The organism is Salipiger thiooxidans, from assembly GCF_900102075.1.
Classification (GTDB): Bacteria; Pseudomonadota; Alphaproteobacteria; order Rhodobacterales; family Rhodobacteraceae; genus Salipiger; species Salipiger thiooxidans.
The window spans coordinates 1-19,643 of the sequence record NZ_FNAV01000023.1 but is presented as its reverse complement, the minus strand read 5'-3'; the positions used below and the strand labels follow the sequence as shown (position 1 = coordinate 19,643).

General features: G+C 66.0%; 18 protein-coding genes and 2 pseudogenes. 17 read left to right on the top strand and 3 right to left on the bottom strand.

Annotated elements, in window-relative coordinates; translation table 11 throughout:
• Window positions 1–32: 32 nt before the first annotated feature.
• A complete protein-coding gene (locus BLQ77_RS24465; protein ID WP_089963541.1) occupies window positions 33–587 on the bottom strand; it encodes a cytochrome b in 555 nt (184 codons plus the stop codon).
• 165 nt (window positions 588–752) lie between these two features.
• On the opposite strand from BLQ77_RS24465, the gene BLQ77_RS24460 reads away from it, so the two are divergent.
• The 9 genes from BLQ77_RS24460 to BLQ77_RS24415 all read left to right on the top strand — a co-directional run bounded on the left by BLQ77_RS24460 (window position 753) and on the right by BLQ77_RS24415 (window position 9,514).
• Entirely contained in the window at window positions 753–1,430 is a 678-nt protein-coding gene (locus BLQ77_RS24460) for a CDP-alcohol phosphatidyltransferase family protein (protein ID WP_008887912.1), read from the top strand.
• On the top strand, window positions 1,427–3,058 hold the full coding sequence (locus tag BLQ77_RS24455; protein ID WP_242661853.1) for a sulfatase-like hydrolase/transferase: 1,632 nt from the start codon (window positions 1,427–1,429) through the stop codon (window positions 3,056–3,058). The genes BLQ77_RS24460 and BLQ77_RS24455 overlap by 4 nt, the downstream gene beginning before the upstream one ends.
• A complete protein-coding gene (locus BLQ77_RS24450; protein ID WP_089963538.1) occupies window positions 3,055–3,978 on the top strand; it encodes a lysylphosphatidylglycerol synthase transmembrane domain-containing protein in 924 nt (307 codons plus the stop codon). The genes BLQ77_RS24455 and BLQ77_RS24450 overlap by 4 nt, the downstream gene beginning before the upstream one ends.
• Window positions 3,979–4,008: 30 nt before the next feature.
• Window positions 4,009–4,998, top strand: coding sequence for an ABC transporter substrate-binding protein (locus BLQ77_RS24445; RefSeq protein WP_089963535.1), 990 nt, complete (start codon window positions 4,009–4,011; stop codon window positions 4,996–4,998).
• 36 nt (window positions 4,999–5,034) lie between these two features.
• Window positions 5,035–5,826: an ABC transporter ATP-binding protein gene (locus BLQ77_RS24440; protein ID WP_375360216.1), complete on the top strand. Its 792-nt coding sequence runs from the start codon at window positions 5,035–5,037 to the stop codon at window positions 5,824–5,826.
• Window positions 5,823–7,418, top strand: coding sequence for an ABC transporter permease (locus BLQ77_RS24435; RefSeq protein WP_207545887.1), 1,596 nt, complete (start codon window positions 5,823–5,825; stop codon window positions 7,416–7,418). Before BLQ77_RS24440 ends, BLQ77_RS24435 begins: the two co-directional genes overlap by 4 nt.
• Window positions 7,415–8,458, top strand: coding sequence for a glycosyltransferase family 4 protein (locus BLQ77_RS24430; RefSeq protein ID WP_089963530.1), 1,044 nt, complete (start codon window positions 7,415–7,417; stop codon window positions 8,456–8,458). The genes BLQ77_RS24435 and BLQ77_RS24430 overlap by 4 nt, the downstream gene beginning before the upstream one ends.
• 580 nt (window positions 8,459–9,038) lie before the next feature.
• Window positions 9,039–9,227: a hypothetical protein gene (locus BLQ77_RS24420; protein ID WP_089963528.1), complete on the top strand. Its 189-nt coding sequence runs from the start codon at window positions 9,039–9,041 to the stop codon at window positions 9,225–9,227.
• Window positions 9,224–9,514 (top strand): integrase core domain-containing protein, encoded by a 291-nt coding sequence (locus BLQ77_RS24415; RefSeq protein WP_089963526.1) that lies wholly within the window; start codon window positions 9,224–9,226, stop codon window positions 9,512–9,514. The genes BLQ77_RS24420 and BLQ77_RS24415 overlap by 4 nt, the downstream gene beginning before the upstream one ends.
• A 243-nt stretch (window positions 9,515–9,757) precedes the next feature.
• Here BLQ77_RS24415 and BLQ77_RS24410 read toward each other — a convergent pair whose 3' ends face one another.
• A complete protein-coding gene (locus BLQ77_RS24410) occupies window positions 9,758–10,504 on the bottom strand; it encodes a TrmB family transcriptional regulator (RefSeq protein WP_089963524.1) in 747 nt (248 codons plus the stop codon).
• A 297-nt stretch (window positions 10,505–10,801) separates the two neighbouring features.
• Here BLQ77_RS24410 and BLQ77_RS24405 point away from each other — a divergent pair, with 297 nt between their 5' ends.
• From BLQ77_RS24405 to BLQ77_RS24385, 5 genes are all read left to right on the top strand, one after another.
• Window positions 10,802–11,734 carry a carbon-nitrogen hydrolase family protein gene (locus BLQ77_RS24405; protein WP_089963522.1) on the top strand — a complete coding sequence of 311 codons (933 nt, stop codon included), beginning with the start codon at window positions 10,802–10,804 and terminating at the stop codon, window positions 11,732–11,734.
• A gap of 10 nt (window positions 11,735–11,744) precedes the next feature.
• Window positions 11,745–12,272, top strand: coding sequence for a TRAP transporter small permease (locus BLQ77_RS24400; protein ID WP_242661852.1), 528 nt, complete (start codon window positions 11,745–11,747; stop codon window positions 12,270–12,272).
• The gene (locus BLQ77_RS24395; protein WP_089963520.1) at window positions 12,269–13,543 is read left to right on the top strand and encodes a TRAP transporter large permease; all 1,275 of its coding nucleotides are present in this window, start codon (window positions 12,269–12,271) and stop codon (window positions 13,541–13,543) included. Before BLQ77_RS24400 ends, BLQ77_RS24395 begins: the two co-directional genes overlap by 4 nt.
• 65 nt (window positions 13,544–13,608) lie before the next feature.
• A complete protein-coding gene (locus BLQ77_RS24390) occupies window positions 13,609–14,607 on the top strand; it encodes a TRAP transporter substrate-binding protein (protein WP_242661851.1) in 999 nt (332 codons plus the stop codon).
• Window positions 14,608–14,674: 67 nt separating this feature from the next.
• Entirely contained in the window at window positions 14,675–15,304 is a 630-nt protein-coding gene (locus BLQ77_RS24385; protein WP_089963516.1) for a flavin reductase family protein, read from the top strand.
• 209 nt (window positions 15,305–15,513) lie between these two features.
• Here the strand turns inward: BLQ77_RS24385 and BLQ77_RS29535 are convergent.
• Window positions 15,514–15,888: pseudogene (locus BLQ77_RS29535) on the bottom strand (P-loop NTPase family protein); the annotation flags it as partial.
• A gap of 58 nt (window positions 15,889–15,946) precedes the next feature.
• On the opposite strand from BLQ77_RS29535, the gene BLQ77_RS24375 reads away from it, so the two are divergent.
• The 3 genes and pseudogenes from BLQ77_RS24375 to BLQ77_RS24365 all read left to right on the top strand — a co-directional run.
• Window positions 15,947–17,143 (top strand): hypothetical protein, encoded by a 1,197-nt coding sequence (locus BLQ77_RS24375; RefSeq protein ID WP_165617192.1) that lies wholly within the window; start codon window positions 15,947–15,949, stop codon window positions 17,141–17,143.
• Window positions 17,144–17,310: 167 nt separating this feature from the next.
• Window positions 17,311–18,330: a nucleotidyltransferase family protein gene (locus BLQ77_RS24370; RefSeq protein WP_089963511.1), complete on the top strand. Its 1,020-nt coding sequence runs from the start codon at window positions 17,311–17,313 to the stop codon at window positions 18,328–18,330.
• Window positions 18,331–19,309: 979 nt separating this feature from the next.
• Window positions 19,310–19,643, top strand: a pseudogene (locus BLQ77_RS24365) (IS5 family transposase); the annotation flags it as partial.

The window sequence follows — 19,643 nt, the reverse complement described above, 5'->3', positions numbered from 1 at the left end:
AGGCTGGCTGGACGGTCAGGCCGGCTGATGCGTCAGGCAGGCGGCCACATGCGGCTGAACACCCCGTCGCGCTTCACCAGCCCGTGCAGCGCGGCAGCCCCGATATGCATGGCGATGAGCACGATCAGCACGCTCTTCGCCAGCTCGTGGAAGCCGCTGGCGGACTTGGCCAGCGCCTCGTCCTTGGCGATCATGCCGCCGAGCAGCGGGTCCCAGACCTCCATCGGGAAGCCGCCGGCCTGCACCCGCACGATGCCGGAGATCACCAGCGCCACCAGAACGATGTAGAGCAGCCAGTGAACCACCTTCGCCGCCAGCGCCTGCAGCGCCGACACGCTCGCGGGCAGCGGGGGCGGCGCAGCGATCAGCCGGACCACCAGCCGGAGGACGACCAGCAGCAGGATGACCGGACCGATGTTCTTGTGATAGAGAAAGAGCGTATCCTGCAGCGCCCGCGGCAGCCCCTCCTGCACCATGACCAGCCCCGCGGGGATGGTGGTCAGCACGAGCAGCACGGTCAGCCAGTGCAACAGCCGCGACGCACGGGAGTAGCGAAGGGAAAACTGAGTCTCGGACGCGCTTACCATGAGCCGACCTCCCGGTTCTGAATTCTCACAGCCTAGTGAGTAGATGTCTCTGCGTAAAGCGGGGCGCTTGACAGCTGCTGCCGTGCCAGCCCTTCATTCGTGATGGACCTGCCGCCCCCTCACCTTCCGCGCGCTTCGGCCCTGGCCGGGGCAAGGACGCCCTTCGTGTCCCTCGCACTGCTGGCGATGGGCCTGGCGCTCGCGCTCTACGGGCTGTCGTGGTGGCTGGCCGGGGCGGCGATGCTGCTGCCGGTGCTGGGCTTCGGCCTCGGGGCGGGGGTTTCGGGCCATTTCCTGCTGCGCCTCTGGCCCGCTCCGCGTCTCGGCTATGCAAACGCGCTGACCCTCGGCCGGCTGGCCCTGGCGGCGCTCATGCTGGTGCCGCTGGCCCGGCCCGGTCTGACCGAGGGCGCGTCGGGCTGGGGCTTCTTCTGCGTTGCGCTCGTCACCCTGGCGCTCGACGGGGTCGACGGCCCGCTCGCCCGCCGCAGCGGGCTGGCGGGGCCTTGGGGCGCGCGGTTCGACATGGAGGTCGACAGCGTCTTCGCCCTGCTGCTCTCGGCGGTGGCCTGGCGCAGCGGCGCGGCGGGGGGCTGGGTGCTGCTGCTCGGCAGCCTGCGCTACCTCTTCGTGGCGGCAAGCCTGCTCTGGCCGTGGCTCGATGCGCCCCTGCCGCAGCGCTTCCGGCGCAAGCTGGTCTGCGTGGTGCAGATCGCGGTGCTGGCGGGCCTGCTCGCACCCGTCGCCGTGCCGCCCTGGTCCGAGGTCGCGGCGCTTCTGGCACTGGCGCTGCTGGCATGGTCCTTCGCCTGCGACGTGCTCTGGCTGGCGAGGCGGCGGTGAGCGGGACGCTGCGCCTCGGGCTGGCGCTGCTCTGCTCGGCGGTGCTCGTCGACCTGCTGCTGATCCTGCCCAACCACCCGAACGCGTTGCAATGGCCGGCGCTGACCGTGGTGCCGCTGGAGCTGCCGGTGCTTCTGCTCGGCATGCTGGCGCTTGGGGGGCACGCCCGGCCGCTGGCAATCGTGGCGACGGTGGCGCTCACCCTGATGACGGCGCTCAAACTGGCCGACCTTTCAGCCTATGCCACCTTTGGCCGGGGCTTCGATCCGCTGGCGGACATGCATCTCGTGCCGGCGGCGGCGCATCTGCTGCGCGGCAGCGCGGGGTTTGCGGGCGCGCTGGTGACCGGAGCCACGCTGCTGCTGCTGGGCGGCGCGATGGTCCTGCTCTATCGCGCGCTGACGCTCTGGGCCCGCAGCGGCAGCCGTCTGCCGCGTGGCCCGCGGTACGTGGCGGGCGGCACCGCGCTGGTCTTCGCGCTGCTCTGTGCCGCCGAGATCCGCACCGCACTCAACGGCTGGCAGGGCTGGCGCCCGCCCGGCAGCGCCTTCACCGCGCGGCTCGGGGCCGAGCACATCCGGGACTTCGCCCGGTCGCGCGTGGCCCTGGCCGAGTTCGAGCGCGCCGCGGCAGAGGATCCATGGGGCCGCCGCGCCGGGCTCCTGTCGAAACTCGAGGGCCGCCCGGTGGTGATCGTCTTCGTCGAGAGCTACGGGCGCGCGGCCTTCGACAACCCGCTTTACGCCCCGCGCCACCTTGAAACGCTGGAGGCCGGAGAGGCCACGCTCGCGCAGGCGGGGCTGGCGATGCGCTCGGGCTGGCTGGGATCGCCGGTGCAGGGCGGCCAGAGCTGGCTGGCCCACGCGACGCTGGCGGCGGGTGTTCATGTCAGCGACCAGAGACACTATCGCGCCCTGCTGGCGAGCAAGCGCCAGACCCTCTTCACCCTTGCCGCGGGCGCAGGCTACCGGACCATGGCCGTGGCCCCGGCGATCGTGATGGACTGGCCCGAGGGGCCCGCCATGGGGCTCCAGGAGATCCGCGCCGCCGCCGACCTCGGCTATCGCGGGCTGCCCTTCAACTGGGTGACCATGCCCGACCAGTACACGCTGGCGGCCTTCGACCGGATTGCCGCCGGGCAAGACGCGCCGCTGATGACCGAGATCGCGCTGATTTCGAGCCACGCGCCATGGACGCCCGTGCCGCGGATGGTGCCGTGGGAGGCGGTCGGCGACGGCAGTGTCTTCGACGCCGAGGCCACGTCGGGTCCGAGCCCCAAGCAGGTCTGGGCCGATCCGGACCGCATCCGCGACCACTATGGCCGCTCGCTCGACTACGCGCTGCGCACCGTCCTGTCGTGGGCCGCGCTGCCGCGCGCCGAGCCGCCGCTGATCATCGTCCTCGGCGACCACCAGCCCGCCGGGTTCGTGGCGCAGGCGGGGGGCAAGGATGTGCCCGTCCACCTCATCGGCGCGCCGGACGTGCTGAGCCTCTTCGACGGGTGGGAGTGGACCTCGGGGCTGCGGCCCGCCGCCGCGCAGGAGACCTGGCCGATGCAGGCGTTCCGCGACCGGTTCCTGGACGCGACCAGCGAGGCGGATGCCGAGGTGCGGGCGGACGGCTCGTGAGCGCGCTGCGTCTTCTCCTGCCGCTCGTGCTGATCGGGATCTGCCTCTGGCTCTCCGACGGCCGAGACGCGTTGCAGAGGCTGTCGGACCTGTCGCCGGGTTGGGCGCTTGCCACGCTGGTGCTGCTCAACGCGGTCACGCTGCTGTCGGCGCTGCGCTGGCGGCGGACCGCTGGGGCCTTGGGGCTCGCGATGTCTCGGGGCAGCGCGGTGCGGGAGTATTACATGGCGCAATTCGTCAACCAGACCCTGCCCGGAGGCGTGCTCGGCGACGCGGCGCGGGCCGCGCGCAGCCGCCAGAACGGCCCGATGAGCCGCGCCGCGCAGGCGGTGGTGCTGGAACGCGCAGCGGGGCAGGCTGGCATGGCGGTCGTCGCACTGTCGGGCGCCGGGGTCCTGCTGGTGGGCGCGTCGCGCCCGGCGCCGGATGCCGGCCTTTCGGCGACCCTGTGGGTGCCCGGTGCTGTGCTTGCGGCGCTACTGGGCGCGCTCTTGCTGCTGCTGGCCAGCCGCGGGGGGCGGGAGAATGGCTGGCGCGCCGCCGCCCGCAAGGCGCTGCTGGGACAATGGCCCGCGCAGGTGGCGCTGTCGCTGGCGATCGCGGTGCTGACCGTCGCGGCCTTTGTCACCGCCGCCCGCGCCAGCGGCAGCCTGCTGCCCGCGGGCGAGGCGGCGCTTGTCGTGCCGCTGATCCTGACGGCGATGCTGCTCCCGGCCTCGGTCGCGGGCTGGGGCTGGCGCGAGGGCGCGGCGGCGGCGCTCTTTCCCCTTGCCGGGCTGAGCGCAGAGGCCGGGCTGGCGGCCAGCATCGCCTACGGTCTCATCAGCCTGCTTTCAGCCCTGCCGGGCGCATTCTTCCTGCGCCGCACGCCGCGGGCGACCCCCGAGGGCGCCACCGGCATTGCCTCACCCCACGATTAACCTAGTCTCATTTCAAACCGGGAGGGTCCCATGCATTTGCCGACACTCACTCGCCGCCTGTTTCTTGGCGGCACATTGTCCACCGCCGGGGCCGCATTGCTCGCGCCAGGGCGGGCGAGGGCGCAGGATGCGGTCGCCCTGCAACTGTCGTGGCTGCACTCGGTGCAGTTCGGCGGCAGCTACCTCGCCCGGAAGAACGGCTACTGGCGCGACGCGGGGCTCGAGGTCTCGCTGCTGCCGGGCGGGCCCAATGCGCCGGTCGAGCCGCCGGTGGTGGCGGGCACGGCGCTGGTGGGCATCTCGGCGGCGGACTACACCGCCGCGGCGGTGAACCAGGGCGCGCCCTTCAGGATCATCGGCGTGGCCATGCAGAAGAACCCCTTCGCCATCGCCTCGCTGCCGGACAACCCGGTCAACAGCCCCGCCGATCTGGTGGGCAAGAAGATCGGCATGGCGCTCGCCAACACCCCTGTGCTCGAGGCGCTCTGCTCGATCAACGGCGTGGACATCGGCGGCATCGAAGTGGTGCCGACCCAGTACGATGCCGCGCCGCTGGTGCAGGGGCAGGTGGACTGCCTGCTGTGCTGGGCCACCGACCTGCCCGTCGCGATGGAGATCCAGGGGGTGGAGAGCGTCACCATGCTGCTCGCCGATCATGGCTACTCGGTGCATTCGCAGACCTACATCGCCACCGAGGACAGCCTCGCCAACCGCCGTGACCAGCTCGTCGCGCTGATGAAGGGCGAGGTCATGGGCTGGCAGGACTACCAGGCCGATCCCGAGGCCGCCGCCGCGCTGAGCGTCGAGATGTTCCCCGACGCGGGGCTCGATCTCGCGACGCAGAAGCTGCAGGCCGAGCGGCAGGTGCCACTGATGTTCTCGGATCTGACCGAGGCCGAGGGCTTTGGCTGGTTCACCGAAGAGACCGTGGCCGCCAATGTCGAGACGCTGAAGCTTCTGGGCAAGCCGGTGTCGCCGGATCTCTGGGACCGCTCCATTCTGGAGGAGGTGCATGGCTAGGGGGCGCCGCGCGATCCCGCGGGTCGCCCAGGGGTGATGGACAGGCGGCCCGATATCCATCTGGCCGGGGTCGCCAAGAGTTTCGCTGGGGCGATCCGCCCGGTCGAGGCGGTGGCGCCGGTCGATCTCGTGCTTGCCGGGGGGCAGATGACCGCGCTGGTCGGCCCCTCGGGTTGCGGGAAGTCGACACTGCTGCGGCTGATCGCCGGACTCGAACCGCCGTCCGAGGGCCGGATCACCATCGGCACCGAAAGCCCGGACGAGCTGCGCCAGCGCGCCGGGCTGGCCGTCGCCTTCCAGGACGCGGCGCTGCTGCCGTGGCGCTCGGTCGAGGGCAATATCGCGCTGGGGCGGGCGCTCGCGCGCAAGCCGCGCGACCCGGGGATGATCCGCGAACTGATGTCACTGGTCGGCCTGTCGGGCTTCGAGCGCAACCGCCCGGCGGAGCTTTCGGGCGGGATGCGCCAGCGCGCCGCCATCGCCCGCGCGCTGGCCGGTGAGCCCGAGCTTCTCCTGCTCGACGAGCCTTTCGCGGCGGTGGACGCCCTGACCCGCGACCGGCTCAACACCGAGCTGCCGCCGCTCTGGGAAGCGCGTGGCGCGACCTCGATCCTGGTGACCCATTCGGTGGCCGAGGCGGTGCGCCTGTCGGACCGCATCCTCGTGCTGACCCCGCGCCCGGCGCGCATCGCCGCCGACATTCCGGTGCCCCTGCCGCGCCCGCGCGGTCCCGAGGTGCTGGCCTCCGAGGCCTTTCGCGCGCTCTGCACCGAGGTGACCGACGCGCTGCGCGACCACCAGTACCCCGAGAGCGTCGCCGCACAATGAGCGCAGGCCGGGGAACCCTGCGCGGCGGCCCCGCCGCACTGCGCGCGCAGCACCCGCTGCCGCGCGGGCTTGGCCTTCTGCTCGTCCTGCTGATCTGGGAAGGGGTAGCCCGCGCCACGGCGGGGAGCTTCATCATCGCCGCGCCGAGCCAGATCGCGGGATACATGGTCAGCCATTCCGGGCTGCTCTGGCGGGCGTTCGGCGCGACACTGGCCTCGGCGGTGCAGGGGTTCGTCTGGGGCAACCTCGCCGGGGTGCTGCTGGCGCTGCTGGTCGTGTTGCTGCCGCGCGGCGAGCGGCTCTTGTCGGCGCTCGCGCTGCTGGTCTTCTGCCTGCCGCTGGTCGCCACGGGGCCGATCCTGCGGGTGCTCTACGGGCCGGGCACCGGTCCGCAGGTGACGCTGGCGGCGCTGGCGGTCTATTACACCACCTTTCTGCCGGTGCTGGTGGGGCTGCGCGCGGCGCCGCAGGGCTGGTTCGACCTCGTGCGCAGTTACGGGCGCGGGCGCATGACCGCACTGCGCGAGGTCCGGCTGCCCGCGGCGCTGCCTTACCTGGTTGCCGGTCTGCAGATCGCCGCCCCGGCGGCCTTTCTCGGCGCCATGGTCGGCGAGTTCACCGGCGCGGAGCGCGGGCTTGGCGTGCTGACGGTACGCGCGCTGCGGGCGCTCGACCTGCCCGCCACATGGGCCATCGCGGTGATCGCCGCCGGGGTCTCGATGCTGGCCTTCGCGGCGGTGGGCGCGCTTGGCCGCCGCCTCGACCTTGCCCCGCCGGAAGTGCTCATGGCGCCACCCGTCGCGCGCAGCCGCCGGCCGTGGGAGGCCCCCGCACAGGCGCTGCTGGCGCTCGCCGCCGCGCTGCTGATCTGGAAGGGCAGCATGGAGGTCTTCGGCCTGCCGCGCTTCTTCGCCAAGCGGCCCGAGGACGTCTGGTTTTACCTCGTCACTGGCCCCGGCGCCGAGGCACAGCGCGCCCGGCTCTTCGCGGCACTCGGCGAGACCTTGGCGCTGGCCGGGCCGGGCTACCTCGCGGGGCTTGGGCTGGGGGCGGGGCTGGCGCTCCTGCTGGCGCTGGCGCCGCGCCTCGGAGGGGCGGTGATCCCGCTGTCGATCGCGCTGCGCTCGATCCCGATCATCGCCACCGCGCCGCTGATCGTCTGGGCACTCGGGCGGGGCGCCGCAGGCACCATCACCGTCGTCGCGGTGATGATCTTCTTCCCGACACTGATCGCCTGCCGGCATGGGCTCGCCCGGACGCCGCGCGCGGTGCTCGACCTCTTCGAGGTCTATGCCTCGAGCCCGCTGCGCCGGCTGCTCGGTGCGCAGCTGCCCGCCATGCTGCCCGCCTTCTTCGCTTCGGCGCGGATGGCGATTCCCGCCGCCATCCTTGCCGTCACCACCGCCGAGTGGCTGGCGACGGGGCGCGGCATCGGCGCGCTCATGGCGACGGTGGCCTCGACCTCGGATTACGGCATGCTCTGGAGCGCCATCGCCCTTGTTGGGCTGGCGGCGGTTCTGGCACATGCGCTGGTGGCCGCGCTCGAGCGCGCGGTTCTGGCCCGCACCAGCGCCGAGCAGCTTGCCCGATGAGACCCTGCGCCTTTGCCATTCCCGGCGATCACCGCCAGAAGACCGGCGGCTTCATCTACGAGCGCCGCCTGCTGGAGGAATTGCAGGCGGCGGGCCGGCAGGTGACCCATATCGCGCTGCCCGCCGGGGCGGCGGCGGCGGATCAGGACGCCGCGCTGCGCCGCGAGGTCACGCGGGTGCTGGAGGCCCTGCCTCCGGACCGGCCGCTCATCCTCGACGGGCTGGTCTTCGCCGCGATGCACCCCGAGGCGCTGGCCCGGCTGTCCTGCCCAGTGGTCGCCATGCTGCATCATCCGATGGGGATGGAGCAGGGGCTTCCCGCGGATGTCGCAGCGCGACTGCTTGAGCAGGAGACGGCGAACCTGTCGCTTGCGGCAGAGATCGTCGTCACCAGCCCCCACACGCGGCAGACCTACATCGGGCTCGGCGCCGACCCCGCGCGGATTACCGTCGCGCTGCCGGGCTACGACGGGCCGCGTGATCTGCCCCGCGTCGAGGCGGGGCCGCGCATCCTCTCGGTCGGCCTTCTGGCGCCGCGCAAGGGCCATGACGTGCTGATCCGGGCGCTTGCGCTGGTCGCGGACCTCGACTGGAGCGTGCGCATCGTCGGAAAGACCCACAGTCCCGCCTACGCCGACCAGCTGGCCGCGCTGATTGCAGAGCTGGGGCTCGGCCAGCGGGTCGACCTGGCCGGAGAGGTCTCCGATGCTGCGCTCGCCGAGGCCTATCGCAGCGCCCGGATCTTCGCGCTCGCGACGCGCTACGAGGGCTACGGGATGGCGCTGGCCGAGGCGCTCTGCCACGGGTTGCCGATCGTGAGCTGCGCCACCGGCGCGGTGCCCGGCACCGTCGGACAGGCCGCCCTGCTCGCCGCCCCGGATGACGCCGAGGCGTTCGCCGCGCACCTGCGAACCCTGCTCCGGTCCCGCACCGCCCGGGACGAGCTCTCCACCCGCTCCCGCGCTCTGGGGCGGGCTCTGCCGCGCTGGAAGGACACCGCAGCGGTCATGGGGCGGGTTCTGGACGGACTTCGGCGCTGAGCCGGAGGGTGTGCAGCCTTCAGTCGCGATCAGGTTTGTCCGGATATTCGGGGCGAATATCGCGTTTCTGGCGCAGCAATCACAAGCGCAGGCGCGACCCGCTCAAGCGCCTGATCCAGTGTGTCGCCTTCATGGTGTTTGCGGGCCGAAGCTGGAGTGCGCCCCAGCGGATGGACCAGGTTGGCCGGTTGAATTGACCTCCTGCGGGCTTTCAGAGGAAGAATGCCTATGCCCAGACGCCACCGAAGCCATAGTACCGAATTCAAGCTCAGGTCGTCGCCGAGTTTCAGGGCGGCGAGACGCTTCACGCGCTCGGCCGCCGCCACGACCTGTCGCGCAACCTGATCCGGGTCTGGATCGAAAAAGCGGAAGCAGGCGCGCTCGACGAAGACGTGGCGGCGGCCGAGCTGATGGCCGAATACGTAGACCGGATCGTTGCGCTGGAGCGGCTTGCCGGGCGCCGGGCGCTCGAGATCGAGTTTCTAAAGGGGGCTCAACGCTCCGGACGCCTGCTGAGAAACGAGCCTACATCCGGGACTGCGGACCTCGGGGGCTCTCGATCCGGCGGGGATGCGAACTGATGGACGTCGCGAGGTCCAGCTTCTATGCCGATCCCGGCCCCAAGCCCGGAGACACCGTCATCATTGAGGATATCCGGGCGATTACCGACGAGTTCGAGGGCTATGGCTACCGCCGGGTCGATGCCGAGCTCCGGCATCGGAGCTGCATCGAGGCATTCTTGCCGAACAGGGCTTCTTCGGATCTATGAGCCGCCGCGGCAACTCGTACGAGTTCAAGCTGGTCCGCGCCAGCGGATCGAACGGTCCGGGGGACCGTTCGAAGGCGCAGAACGCAAAGGCCCAGAGCGTCATGAAGACACTGAAGGTGGAGGACGCTTACCTTATGGAGTACGAGACGCTCGACGACGTCGCCACCGGCCTGCCCCGTTTCATCGATGCCTACAACAACCGCCGCCTGCATTCAGCCTTGGGCTATCTCAGCCCTGAACAGTTCGAAGATCGCCACGCCCGCGCCATGGTCAAAACCGCCGACTGAGAATGTCCATCCGCAGGGGCGCACTCCAATAGGGGGGGCAATTTTGCGAGCCGAATGACAGAAGGCCGCCGAAGAGGGAAGCCGATCAACAGCTATAAGGGCAAAACCGCGGTTGGGCGGGGCATTCGGCGTGCGCGAAAATTCTTGACTGAGACGCCCCCCGTTCCCGAAGTCCTGAGCCAGGGGCCACCCCTTCGGGTAGTTTGACAACTCTCCTGGAGGTCCTGAAGGAGCGCTCGGGCATCAGGTTTTCGAAGATGTCATCCATAGAGCTTCAAACAACTGTCGTTGCATTGTGGCGAACTCTACGCTTTCGATGATCATCCCATAGTTTTCGCGCATGGACGAGATCAGGCAGACCTTGTCGTCATAGATGAATGTCGTCATCGACAAGAGGACATTCTCAGGAGCGAAGCGGAGATTGCGCAGATCGCCGGAATCCGACGGCCAGATCGAGGCGACATCTTTCGTGCGGGACCGGATCACCCGGAGCCAGATCTGCTTTTCCTTGCGGGCGGCGATGAAATCCTCCATTTCCTCAAGCCCCGGAACATCGCGCAGCTCGTCCATGGACAAAATGCCCAGCAAGGTCGGGTTTGGGCCCTTGATGCTCAAGGTGTCTTTCAGCGCGATCAAAATCCCCTCGCGTCCTTCATGATACCGAATGCGGGGCTTGCCCTTCGCGCGGTTATAGAGTGAGCGCAGTTCCGGCATCACCTCGTTGAGCATCTGTTTGCGGGCTTCGATCCGCTCCAGCAGGACAGAGGGATCTTCGGCGACAACAATGCGCTTGTTGCCGCGTTTCACGATGACAACGAGACCCTCTTCCTCCAGACGCGACAGCGCGTCATAGGCCGTGGTGCGGACCAGACCTGCGCGCGTGGCCACATCGGAAATGGGCGCTTCGCCCAGTTCGATCGCCGCGACATACAAGCGGTAGAGCGTACCGCTAATGCCCAGCTTCGACAGTTTGCCTTGAAAATCATACATCCGTCAGGCCCTAAACCTCTAAACTCCTAAAATAAAGCGGCTTCATAACGCCCACAAGGGAATCTTTCCTGTCGGAAGCGTTCGACAAACCGAGTCGATTCGTGTGTCGAAAACGTCCGACAGAATGCCTGAAGTCCTCACAGAATCGCCTAATAAGTGATCAAATTCGAACGATCATGATCGTTTGAACGCCATAATAGGCTGAAAAAGCGGGATTATATGGGCGATGTTGACAGGCGGGCGCAAAATTCACACAAAACACCGGTGTCTAAACCAATCGACTAACCGAGGTGAGCGATGACTTTCAAAGCGGCAGTGATCCAGGCAGGCGCCGTGCCATTCGATATCGAGGCCAGCCTCGCCAAGGCGGAGGTGCTGATTGCCGAGGCCGGTGCGCAGGGCTGTCGTCTCGCCGTGTTCCCCGAAGCCTATATTTCCGCATACCCCAAGGAGCAGAGCTACGAGATCTCCGTCGGGGTGCGCACGGACGCAGGTCGCGAAGAGTTCCGGCGCTACGCCGACAGCGCCATTGAAATCCCCGGCGCCGAGACCGAGCGTCTGGGACAGGCGGCCGCCGCAGCCGGGCTTTACCTCGTGATGGGCGTCATCGAACGCGAGGCGGGCACGCTCTATTGCACGGTGGTCTTCTTTGGCCCCGACGGGGCGCTTTTGGGCAAACATCGCAAGCTGATGCCAACCGGCGCGGAACGTCTGGTCTGGGGCTTTGGCGATGGCTCGACACTGCCCACCTTTGACACTGACATTGGCAACCTCGGCGCCGTGATCTGCTGGGAAAACTACATGCCGATGATGCGCATGGCCATGTATGGTCAGGGCATCAACCTCTATTGCGCCCCCACCGCCGACGACCGGGACAGCTGGCAAGCGACAGTGAGACACATCGCCCTCGAAGGGCGCACCTTTGTGTTTTCGAGCTGCCAGGTGCTGAGGGAAAAAGACTTCCCCGAAGACTATGCCTTCACCCGGACCGATCCCGATCGCATCATGATGCGCGGTGGCAGCGTGATCCTTGATCCCTTGGGCAATGTCCTTGCCGGGCCGCTGTTCGACGAGGAGGGCATCCTTGTCGCGGAGATCGATCTGCACGCCGTGACACGGGGCAAGCTCGATTTCGACGCCGCCGGGCACTACGCCCGTCCGGATGTTTTCGAACTGCGGGTGAACACGACGCCCCGCGCGCCAGTCACCTACTCCAGAGCCAATGGATAAGGGGGTGACGATGCAACGCTTATCCGGCGCTTTCACTCACTTGCTCAACCTGCTCTCCGGGCTCGCCTTTGCCGCCGCCCTTCTAATCAACGCCGCCAATGTTGCAGGGCGATACCTGTTTCACAGCCCGATCTTCTGGGCCGAGGAGGTCACGACCCTGCTCATCATCTGGTCGGTGTGCCTGATGTCCTATCGGTTGACCCTGCACGGGGAAAACCTCTCTGCCGAAATTCTCAAACCGCTTTTGCCGCGTGCCGCATTGCGCTGGGTCGCCTTTGTCCTCGCCGCCGCAGGCGCCATCCTCTGCGGCTATTTCGCCTATAACGCCTATCTCGTCGTCGAGTTGGTCGCCCGGTTCTCCCAGGTGACAAACGTGGCCGAAATTCCCAAGCAATACGTCAATGGCTCGATCTTCGCGGCCTTTGTGCTGGCCTGCCTTGGTGGCATCGTGCGCAGCCTCTCGCTGCTCGTTTCCGACCAGCTCCTCGCCGCATCCGAGCCCGTCGAAGTTCAAGACGCACTGGCAGGTTCCAAATGACACTCATCGCCATTCTCGCCGGCTTGCCGCTGCTGCTGCTGATCGTCGGCTTGCCGATCTATCTTGTCCTGCTGACCACCGCGAGCGCCGCCATCCTCACCCAGATGAGTGTACCCGCCACGATGGTGCCGCAGATCATGTTCGGTGGCCTGGATAAATTCGCCCTGCTCTCCGTGCCGTTCTTTATCTTTGCAGGTGAGATCATGTCGCGCGGCGGCGTGTCGCGGCGCATCGTCAATTGCATCCTGATGCTGTGCGGCGGATTGAAATCCGCCCGCCCGATGACGGCCATCGGCGCCAGCGAATTTTTCGGCGCGGTCTCCGGCTCAAGCCCGGCCACCGTCGCCGCCATCGGCCGGTTGATGTACCCTAGCCTGCGCGACGGCGGCTATAGCGAAAAGTTTTCCCTTGGCCTCATCACCTCCGCAGGCGGCATCGCAAGCGTCATGCCGCCCAGCATCCTGATGATCCTTTATGCGGCCTCCTCCGAGCAATCCGTCACCGCGCTCTTTGCCGCCGGGATTCTGCCCGCCCTGCTGCTCGGCCTCGTCATTGTCGGATACATCCTCTGGGTGTCACGCAAAATGGAACCTTCGGGCGCCGACACCGTGCAAAAAGGCGAGGCCCTGTCGCTCCTGCTCTCGGCCCTGCCCGCACTCGGTACGCCTGTCGTCATCCTCGGCGGCATTTATTCCGGCATCTTTTCCCCGACGGAATCGGCAGGTGTTGCGGGCGTCTACGGTGTTCTGGTCGCGCGGTTCTTTTATCGTGAAATCACGTGGCGCGAAATCTGGAGCGTTGTGCTCAGCTCTGCCCATCTGACCGCGCAAATCCTGCTCGTCGTCGCCGCCTCCGGGGTTTTTTCCTGGGTCCTCACCACCAGCGGCGTGCCGCAAACCCTCGTCAATTTCGTCGAAGCCGCCTCGAGCGAGCCCTGGGTGGTCCTGCTGACGATCAACATCTTCCTGCTGATCGTGGGCTGTTTGATGGACCCGGTCTCCGCGATCGTTCTGTTGACGCCGATGCTGGTGCCCGTGGTCACCCATCTCGACGTAAACCTCGTCCACTTCGGCGTTATCATGGCCGTGAATCTGAGCATCGGCATGTTCACACCGCCCTTCGGTCTGAACATCTTCACCTCCAATGCCCTGTTCGGCGCCCCGATTTCGCGCATCAGCGCCGGATTGGTGCCCTTCATCATCCTGCAAACGCTGGCCCTACTTCTGATCACCTATGTGCCCGCGATCTCCCTGCCGCAACTCTTGTTCTGATCCCTCTCTCTAGACCCTCAAAATGGAGCTCCCACATGTCACTATTCCGACCCAGCCGACGCAACATGATCAAAGCCGCGGGCACCTGCCTCGTGCTTGCGACCCTCGGCGCCACCCCTGCCTTTGCGCAAGAGTTCACCATGAAACTGGCCACCGCCACCGTGAATGATGTCCAGACAGAAGCCATCAAACGCTTTGCCGCACGTGTCGAGGAACGTTCCGAAGGCCGAATCAAAACCGAACTGTACCCCGCTGCACAGCTTGGTTCGAACGCCCGTATGATCGAGGGCCTGCAATTCGGCACCGTCGAGTTCTACACCGGCCCCGCCGCCTATCTCGTTGGCGTCGACTCGCGCTTTCAGGTCACCGACCTGCCCGCGATTTTCGAAGATGCCCGCCACGCTCAACGGGTGTTCAGCGATCCGACTTTCCGCGAAACCTTCCTCAACCTCGGCACCGACAAGGGCCTCGTCGGTCTTGGCACCTATATCTACGGCAACACCGCCTTTGCGACCGCCTTTCCCGGCGACACCGTAGAGGCCTTCAACGGCAAAAAACTCCGCGTGCTCGCCTCAAAAGTCGAACGCAAAGGCGTCGAACTAATGGGTGCAACCGCCGTGCCCATCGACTTCAGCGAGGTTGCCACAGCCTTGCAGCAAGGCACCGTGGACGGCATGAAAAGCTCGCCGCCCGCGTTCACCTCGCTCAAACTCTACGACATCGTGAAACACATCACCGCCACCGAAGACGGCGTGATGGGCGAAGTCATGATGGTCAGCAAGATTTGGTGGGACACCCTGCCAGAAGACTTGAAAACCATGCTGCAAGAAGAGGCCACCGCCCTTGAGCCAGAGCTTTACGACTATGTTCTGGAAGATCAGGCCAACGCCTACAAAACCTGGGAAGAGATGGGGGGCACCGTCCATTACCTCCCGAAAGACGAACGTGACGCCCTTCTGGCCGAAATGCGCGTCGCTGTGCTTGAGCTGTTGAACGAAGATCCCAAGACCGCGGAGATGCTCGCGGTGCTTCTGGACGCTGCAGAGCGCACAGCAACGCAGTAAGACATCCCCAAAACCCGCGCTGCCCTGTCCCATGTCAGGGCAGCCGCTGTTTGAGAGAGGCTTTTCCATGCAATACGACTTGACGTCCCTCGAGGCGCGCAAACGCTACAAACTTCTGTCGTCGCTTGTGGTGCCGCGCCCGATTGCATGGGTATCCACCCTCTCGCCCGAGGGCATCGTCAACCTTGCCCCCTATAGTTTCTTCAACGTGATGGGCCATGACCCGGCAATTGTGGCGCTCGGAATTTTGGAACACCCCGAAAAACCGCTCAAAGACACCGTGCGCAACATCATGGAAACCGAACGTTTTACGGTCAATCTGGTGACCGAAGCGCTGGCGACACAGATGAACCAGACCGCGACGGACCTGCCCTACGCCGAAAGCGAAGCCGACATAGCCGCGCTCGCCATGGCCCCAGCCACTGCCAACGGGGTTCCCGGCATCGCGCAATCGCCTGTCCGGTTGGAATGTCAGTTGATGCAAACCATATCGACGCGCACACGCCAGAAAATCGTTCTGGGGGACATTCTCGCGCTTCACGTCGAGGACGCGCTGATGCTCGATTCAGAGGCGGCCAGAATTGATCTAGAGGCGTTTCTGCCGATTGCTCGCATGGGCGGCGCGGGCCTCTATTGCAGAACGGCGGATCGTTTCAGCCTTGCGCGCCCGGACAGAAACACCCAGCCGCTTGACTGAGCCGACCGGGGGAGCTGAGGGCATCATGGCCGCCACCGCGCGGGTGCTGTCCACCACCTGGCAGCGCTGCCGTGTCCACTTCCGCGGCGCTGGCTGCGGCCGCTTTGCGCCCGCGGGGGTCTCCTTGCCCGCCGGTGCCAGGTCAGGTGTGACGTCGGCCTCGGCTCTTGCGGCCTGGGCGTGGCGTGGCCCGCGTAGCGGGCCGTGGCCTCTGCGAGCCGGCTGCTCGCCTTTGCGTGCTCGGCGGCCTTTGGCAGCGCATGCGGCATGTCCATGACAGCCTGCAAGGCGTCGCGATCGCGCGGGGTCAGGCTGGCGATGTCGAGATCCCCGGTGAGCACCGAGATCATCTTGGCTGGCACCGCGGTCAGCACCGTGCGCAACGCCGGGGTGGGGGAGTCGGGCCTGACGGTCTTGAGGATGTCCTCGAACCATTCGAGCGTCCGCTCGGCAATCGAGTAGTCCGACTGCCCGGGCCGGGTCGGGATCAGCACGAGATCGGTGGCGAGGATCAGGTCCTCGGTGTCGGCATTGGCGCCCGGGCGGGTGTCGATCAGGACGAGATCATAGCCCTGGGCTTCCATGCGGTCGTATTCCAGTCTTGGTCTGCTCGCCTCGCTCTCCGGTCCCGGCAATGCGTTCATGGAAAAGCTGTCGCAGGCGTTCTTCGCGTCGGCGCAAACCCTGGAAGAAGGAGGCTCTCTCATGGTCGAGCCCGATACCCTGATGCCGTCCGAGACCCATGCCACCGCGCAGGACGGGCGCTTTGATCCCGTCGCGGCCATGATGCAGGCGCGGGACAAGATGCTGGCCGAGGCGCAGGAGACCTGGGACAGCATCCAGGCCATGGAGGCCAGCCCCGAGCGCGTGCGGATGGAGGCGGAGTTCTCCCGCACCAGCGCGGAGCTGCTGTCTGCGACGCAGGCCGATCCCTTCTTCCGAGATCACGCCACGATTGCGGAGCCGGGTGACGATCTCTTTGCAAACCTCACCCTGTCATCCCTGCAGCATGTGCGTGAGGGGCTGGGGGCAGACGATCCGCGTGTCGGCAAGATCACCAGAACGCTGGACGATCTGCGGGACGCGCTGACCAGCGCGTTCTCGAAAGACCCCGAGGTGGTGGCGCAGATGGGCACGGCGCCGGAGGAACTTGCCGGGTACGTGCTGCAAGGGGCGCATTCCCTCGCGCAGGCGGCGATGTGGCGGGCGCGGGCGGAAAGCCTGGACGAAGAGTCCTCCGCGCGCCTGACCGTGGTGCTGGAGAAGGGACATCGGATCGTCGACGGCGTCGCGGTGCCGCGGGATCTTGCCGAGCATCTGGCCCTCGATCAGCTGCTGACCGTGGACAAGCACCACCAGCTTGCCGACGTTCCCGCCATCGAGGCCCTCGTCGATCGGATGGCCGGCGCGTTGTCCAATGGCGACCTCGCGAAGGTGTTCGCGGGAGACCGCACGCCGCCGCAGGATGAGATCCGCGATCCCGCCGTTCGGGCGGCCGTCGCGGCCGAGCTGAAGAACGAAGCCGATGTCGTGGCCGGGCATGGACCCAGAGAGGGCGAGACCGTGGAAGCCTATCAGGCCATGCGCACGCGCGTCAAGCTGAACTGGCGGCAGAGCGGTCGCCAGACCACTTGCGCCGATACCGGCGGTCCGGCGGCAGCCAGTCCAAACGTAAGGCTGAGACTTATCAGACGTTTCCACATGATCTTCTCCTTCCCATTCCCGGGGGCGGAGAACTCAAGGACAACGACCCCAGCTCCAAGTTGCGTCGTCTATCTGGTGTCTGAGCACTGCGATTACACCGAAATTTGCCGAGCTTTTGATCCGCTGCGTGAGTAACCGTCTTTGTCTTGCTGTCCCATTTTCAGGTGTCGGGCGCAGATCGACTCTGAGGTGCGTGGCCAAAATCCAAGAATTGTGTGTGCATCAAAAAATACTTTGCTGCAGACCGCCAATGTGTGTATCAATTTCGTATTTGATGCACACGGGCGAAACGCAGGTACAAGATGGATCCGATATCGCACTCCCGCGCCGCCCAAGTCGCGTATCAAGACTTGCTGCGCATGCATCTCGACGAGGCGGCGTCGGAGATCATCGGCAGTATCGAGGAGCGTCGCCGCAATGGGCGGACCTATCTCTATGACCGGTTCCGGATCGGGACCGAGATGAAGAGCCGCTACCTCGGCGAGGACAGTCCAGAATTGCGCGATCGCCTGGCACACGCTGCCGACTTGAAAGCAGAGGCCCAAGAGCGAAGAAAACGCATGTCTCGTCTGGCGCGCGTTCTGAGGGCCGAAGGCATGATCGCAACCGATCGGGAGACAGGCTCCTTGCTCCTGGCGTTCGCGCGCGCGGGCGTCTTCCGGCTGGGCGGTACGTTGATCGGAACCGGAGCCTACGGGCTCTATCAGGGGGAGCTTGGCGTTCGCTTTGACTCTGAAGAGCTTGCCCAGACAGGTGACATCGATTTCGCGAGTTTCGAGCGGCTCTCAGTGGCACTTGGCGACCGGGTGGAGGAAGAGCCGGGGGAGATTCTTCGGTCGATGAAATTCGAAGCTGTCCCCGGGGTTTATGATCGGCAGATCTGGAAGTGGCGCCAAAGCGGCGGCGAGGCCATGGTCGAGTTCCTGACACCGGCTTTTGGCGACGAGGGCATCAAGCCGCTTCCGGCACTGGGGGTCAGCGCACAAGCGTTGAACTACCTCAATTTCCTGATTGCGGAGCCGATTCACGCCTTGGCGCTCTACCGCTCCGGAGTCCTTGTGCAGATCCCGCGCCCCGAGCGCTTTGCGATCCACAAGCTGATCGTGGCCAGCAGACGGCACGGCGGGCCGGACGAAGCGAAGGCACGAAAAGACCGGGCCCAGGCTGAGTTCCTCATCCGTATCCTCGCCGACGATCGGCCTGACGAACTCGCCGAAGCTTACGACCACGCGCTGTCGCAAGGCCCCCGATGGCGAGAGCGGATCGCCTCAAGCCTCGGACGCATGTCGGGCACAAAAGACCTTCTGCACGGGCTCGCGTGAACTGGAGAGGATGGTCCAAGGATCAGGAAGTTTGGTCTGCGTGACGAAGGACTTCACCCCGTCATCCCGACGGGTTGTCCAGAGGCGGCCTCAGACCGCAAACCTCCTGAGTATATGGCATGCGGCGCCATCGGCTATGTAGATCTTCCTGAGGGGGCGGTTCAATTCGTTAATCCGCAATGCGCTTGCGGCCGTGCGCCGGTCGTTGCTGATCGACACGTAAATCATCATGCATAGGCAGAGCTACCCGACACACGTGGGCGCGGAAACCCATCAGGGCTTTTCAAGACAGATGACACTCGCTTTGAGTGGGCCGACGCTTGCTACGACGAAGGCAGGGATAGCAAAGGCGCGAAGCGCGGAGACATCAACTATCGCAGCGCTTCGCGCCATTGCGTTAAGCGCACTTCGCCGGCCTTTGGGACCCGGCGAAAGTACCAGCTTTCAAACACCCCAGAAATTTGATCGTCAGCAAAATGCTGATAGGATTGCCCTCGGGTCTTAGGTCTCAGGAGGGTAAGCTAGTGCGGAAGCCGATACGATCTGATGACCAACCAGGCGGCCAGCCAAGCAACCTGATGGAGCGCATTGCGTCAGTGCAGCTACGTGCGCGAGCGATATCAACTGAGGCGACACTGAGCGAGGCGGAGTTAAAAGCTTTCATGGATGAACAGTGGGCTGAAAACAGCTAGGGGACTTCACTCGGCATACTCCAGCTCGAGACTGTTGGTACAAGCTGCGGTTCGCTCTGTTCGGCGACTTAACCCAAGTTCAAATTGACATAGAAACCGGTCTTTCCAAGCCGACGGATCTGGCGATATGACGTGCGACCCATGCCGCAGGCGCACATGGAAAAGCTGACCTGCACCGTAGGTGCAACCGTCTCCACCTACTTGCAGGAGCCGCTTGTCGTGCTCCTGCCACCCAGACCAACTCGGGCCTACCAAGAGGCTGGCCTTTTCCGTCATGTTCCTCCAGCATAGCGGACAGCACCGGCATCAAGGTCGAGGGCGAAGGCGAATGGCACGCCCGCAAGCACGGTGCCCCGAAACGTCGCGTCTGGCGCAAGATCCACCTCGGGATCGACGAGGAAACGCTGGAGGTTCGAGCCGTTGAGATCACCGGGAGCCACATCGGCGATGCGCCGGTCTTGCCCGACCTTCTCAGCCAGATCCCGGAGGGCCAGGAGATCGGCAGTGTCACGGCAGACGGTGCCTACGACACCCGCAAGTGCCACGATGCCATCGCTGAACGCGGCGCTCACGCCGTTATTCCACCCCGCAGGAACGCCAAGCCGTGGAAGGTGATCAAGC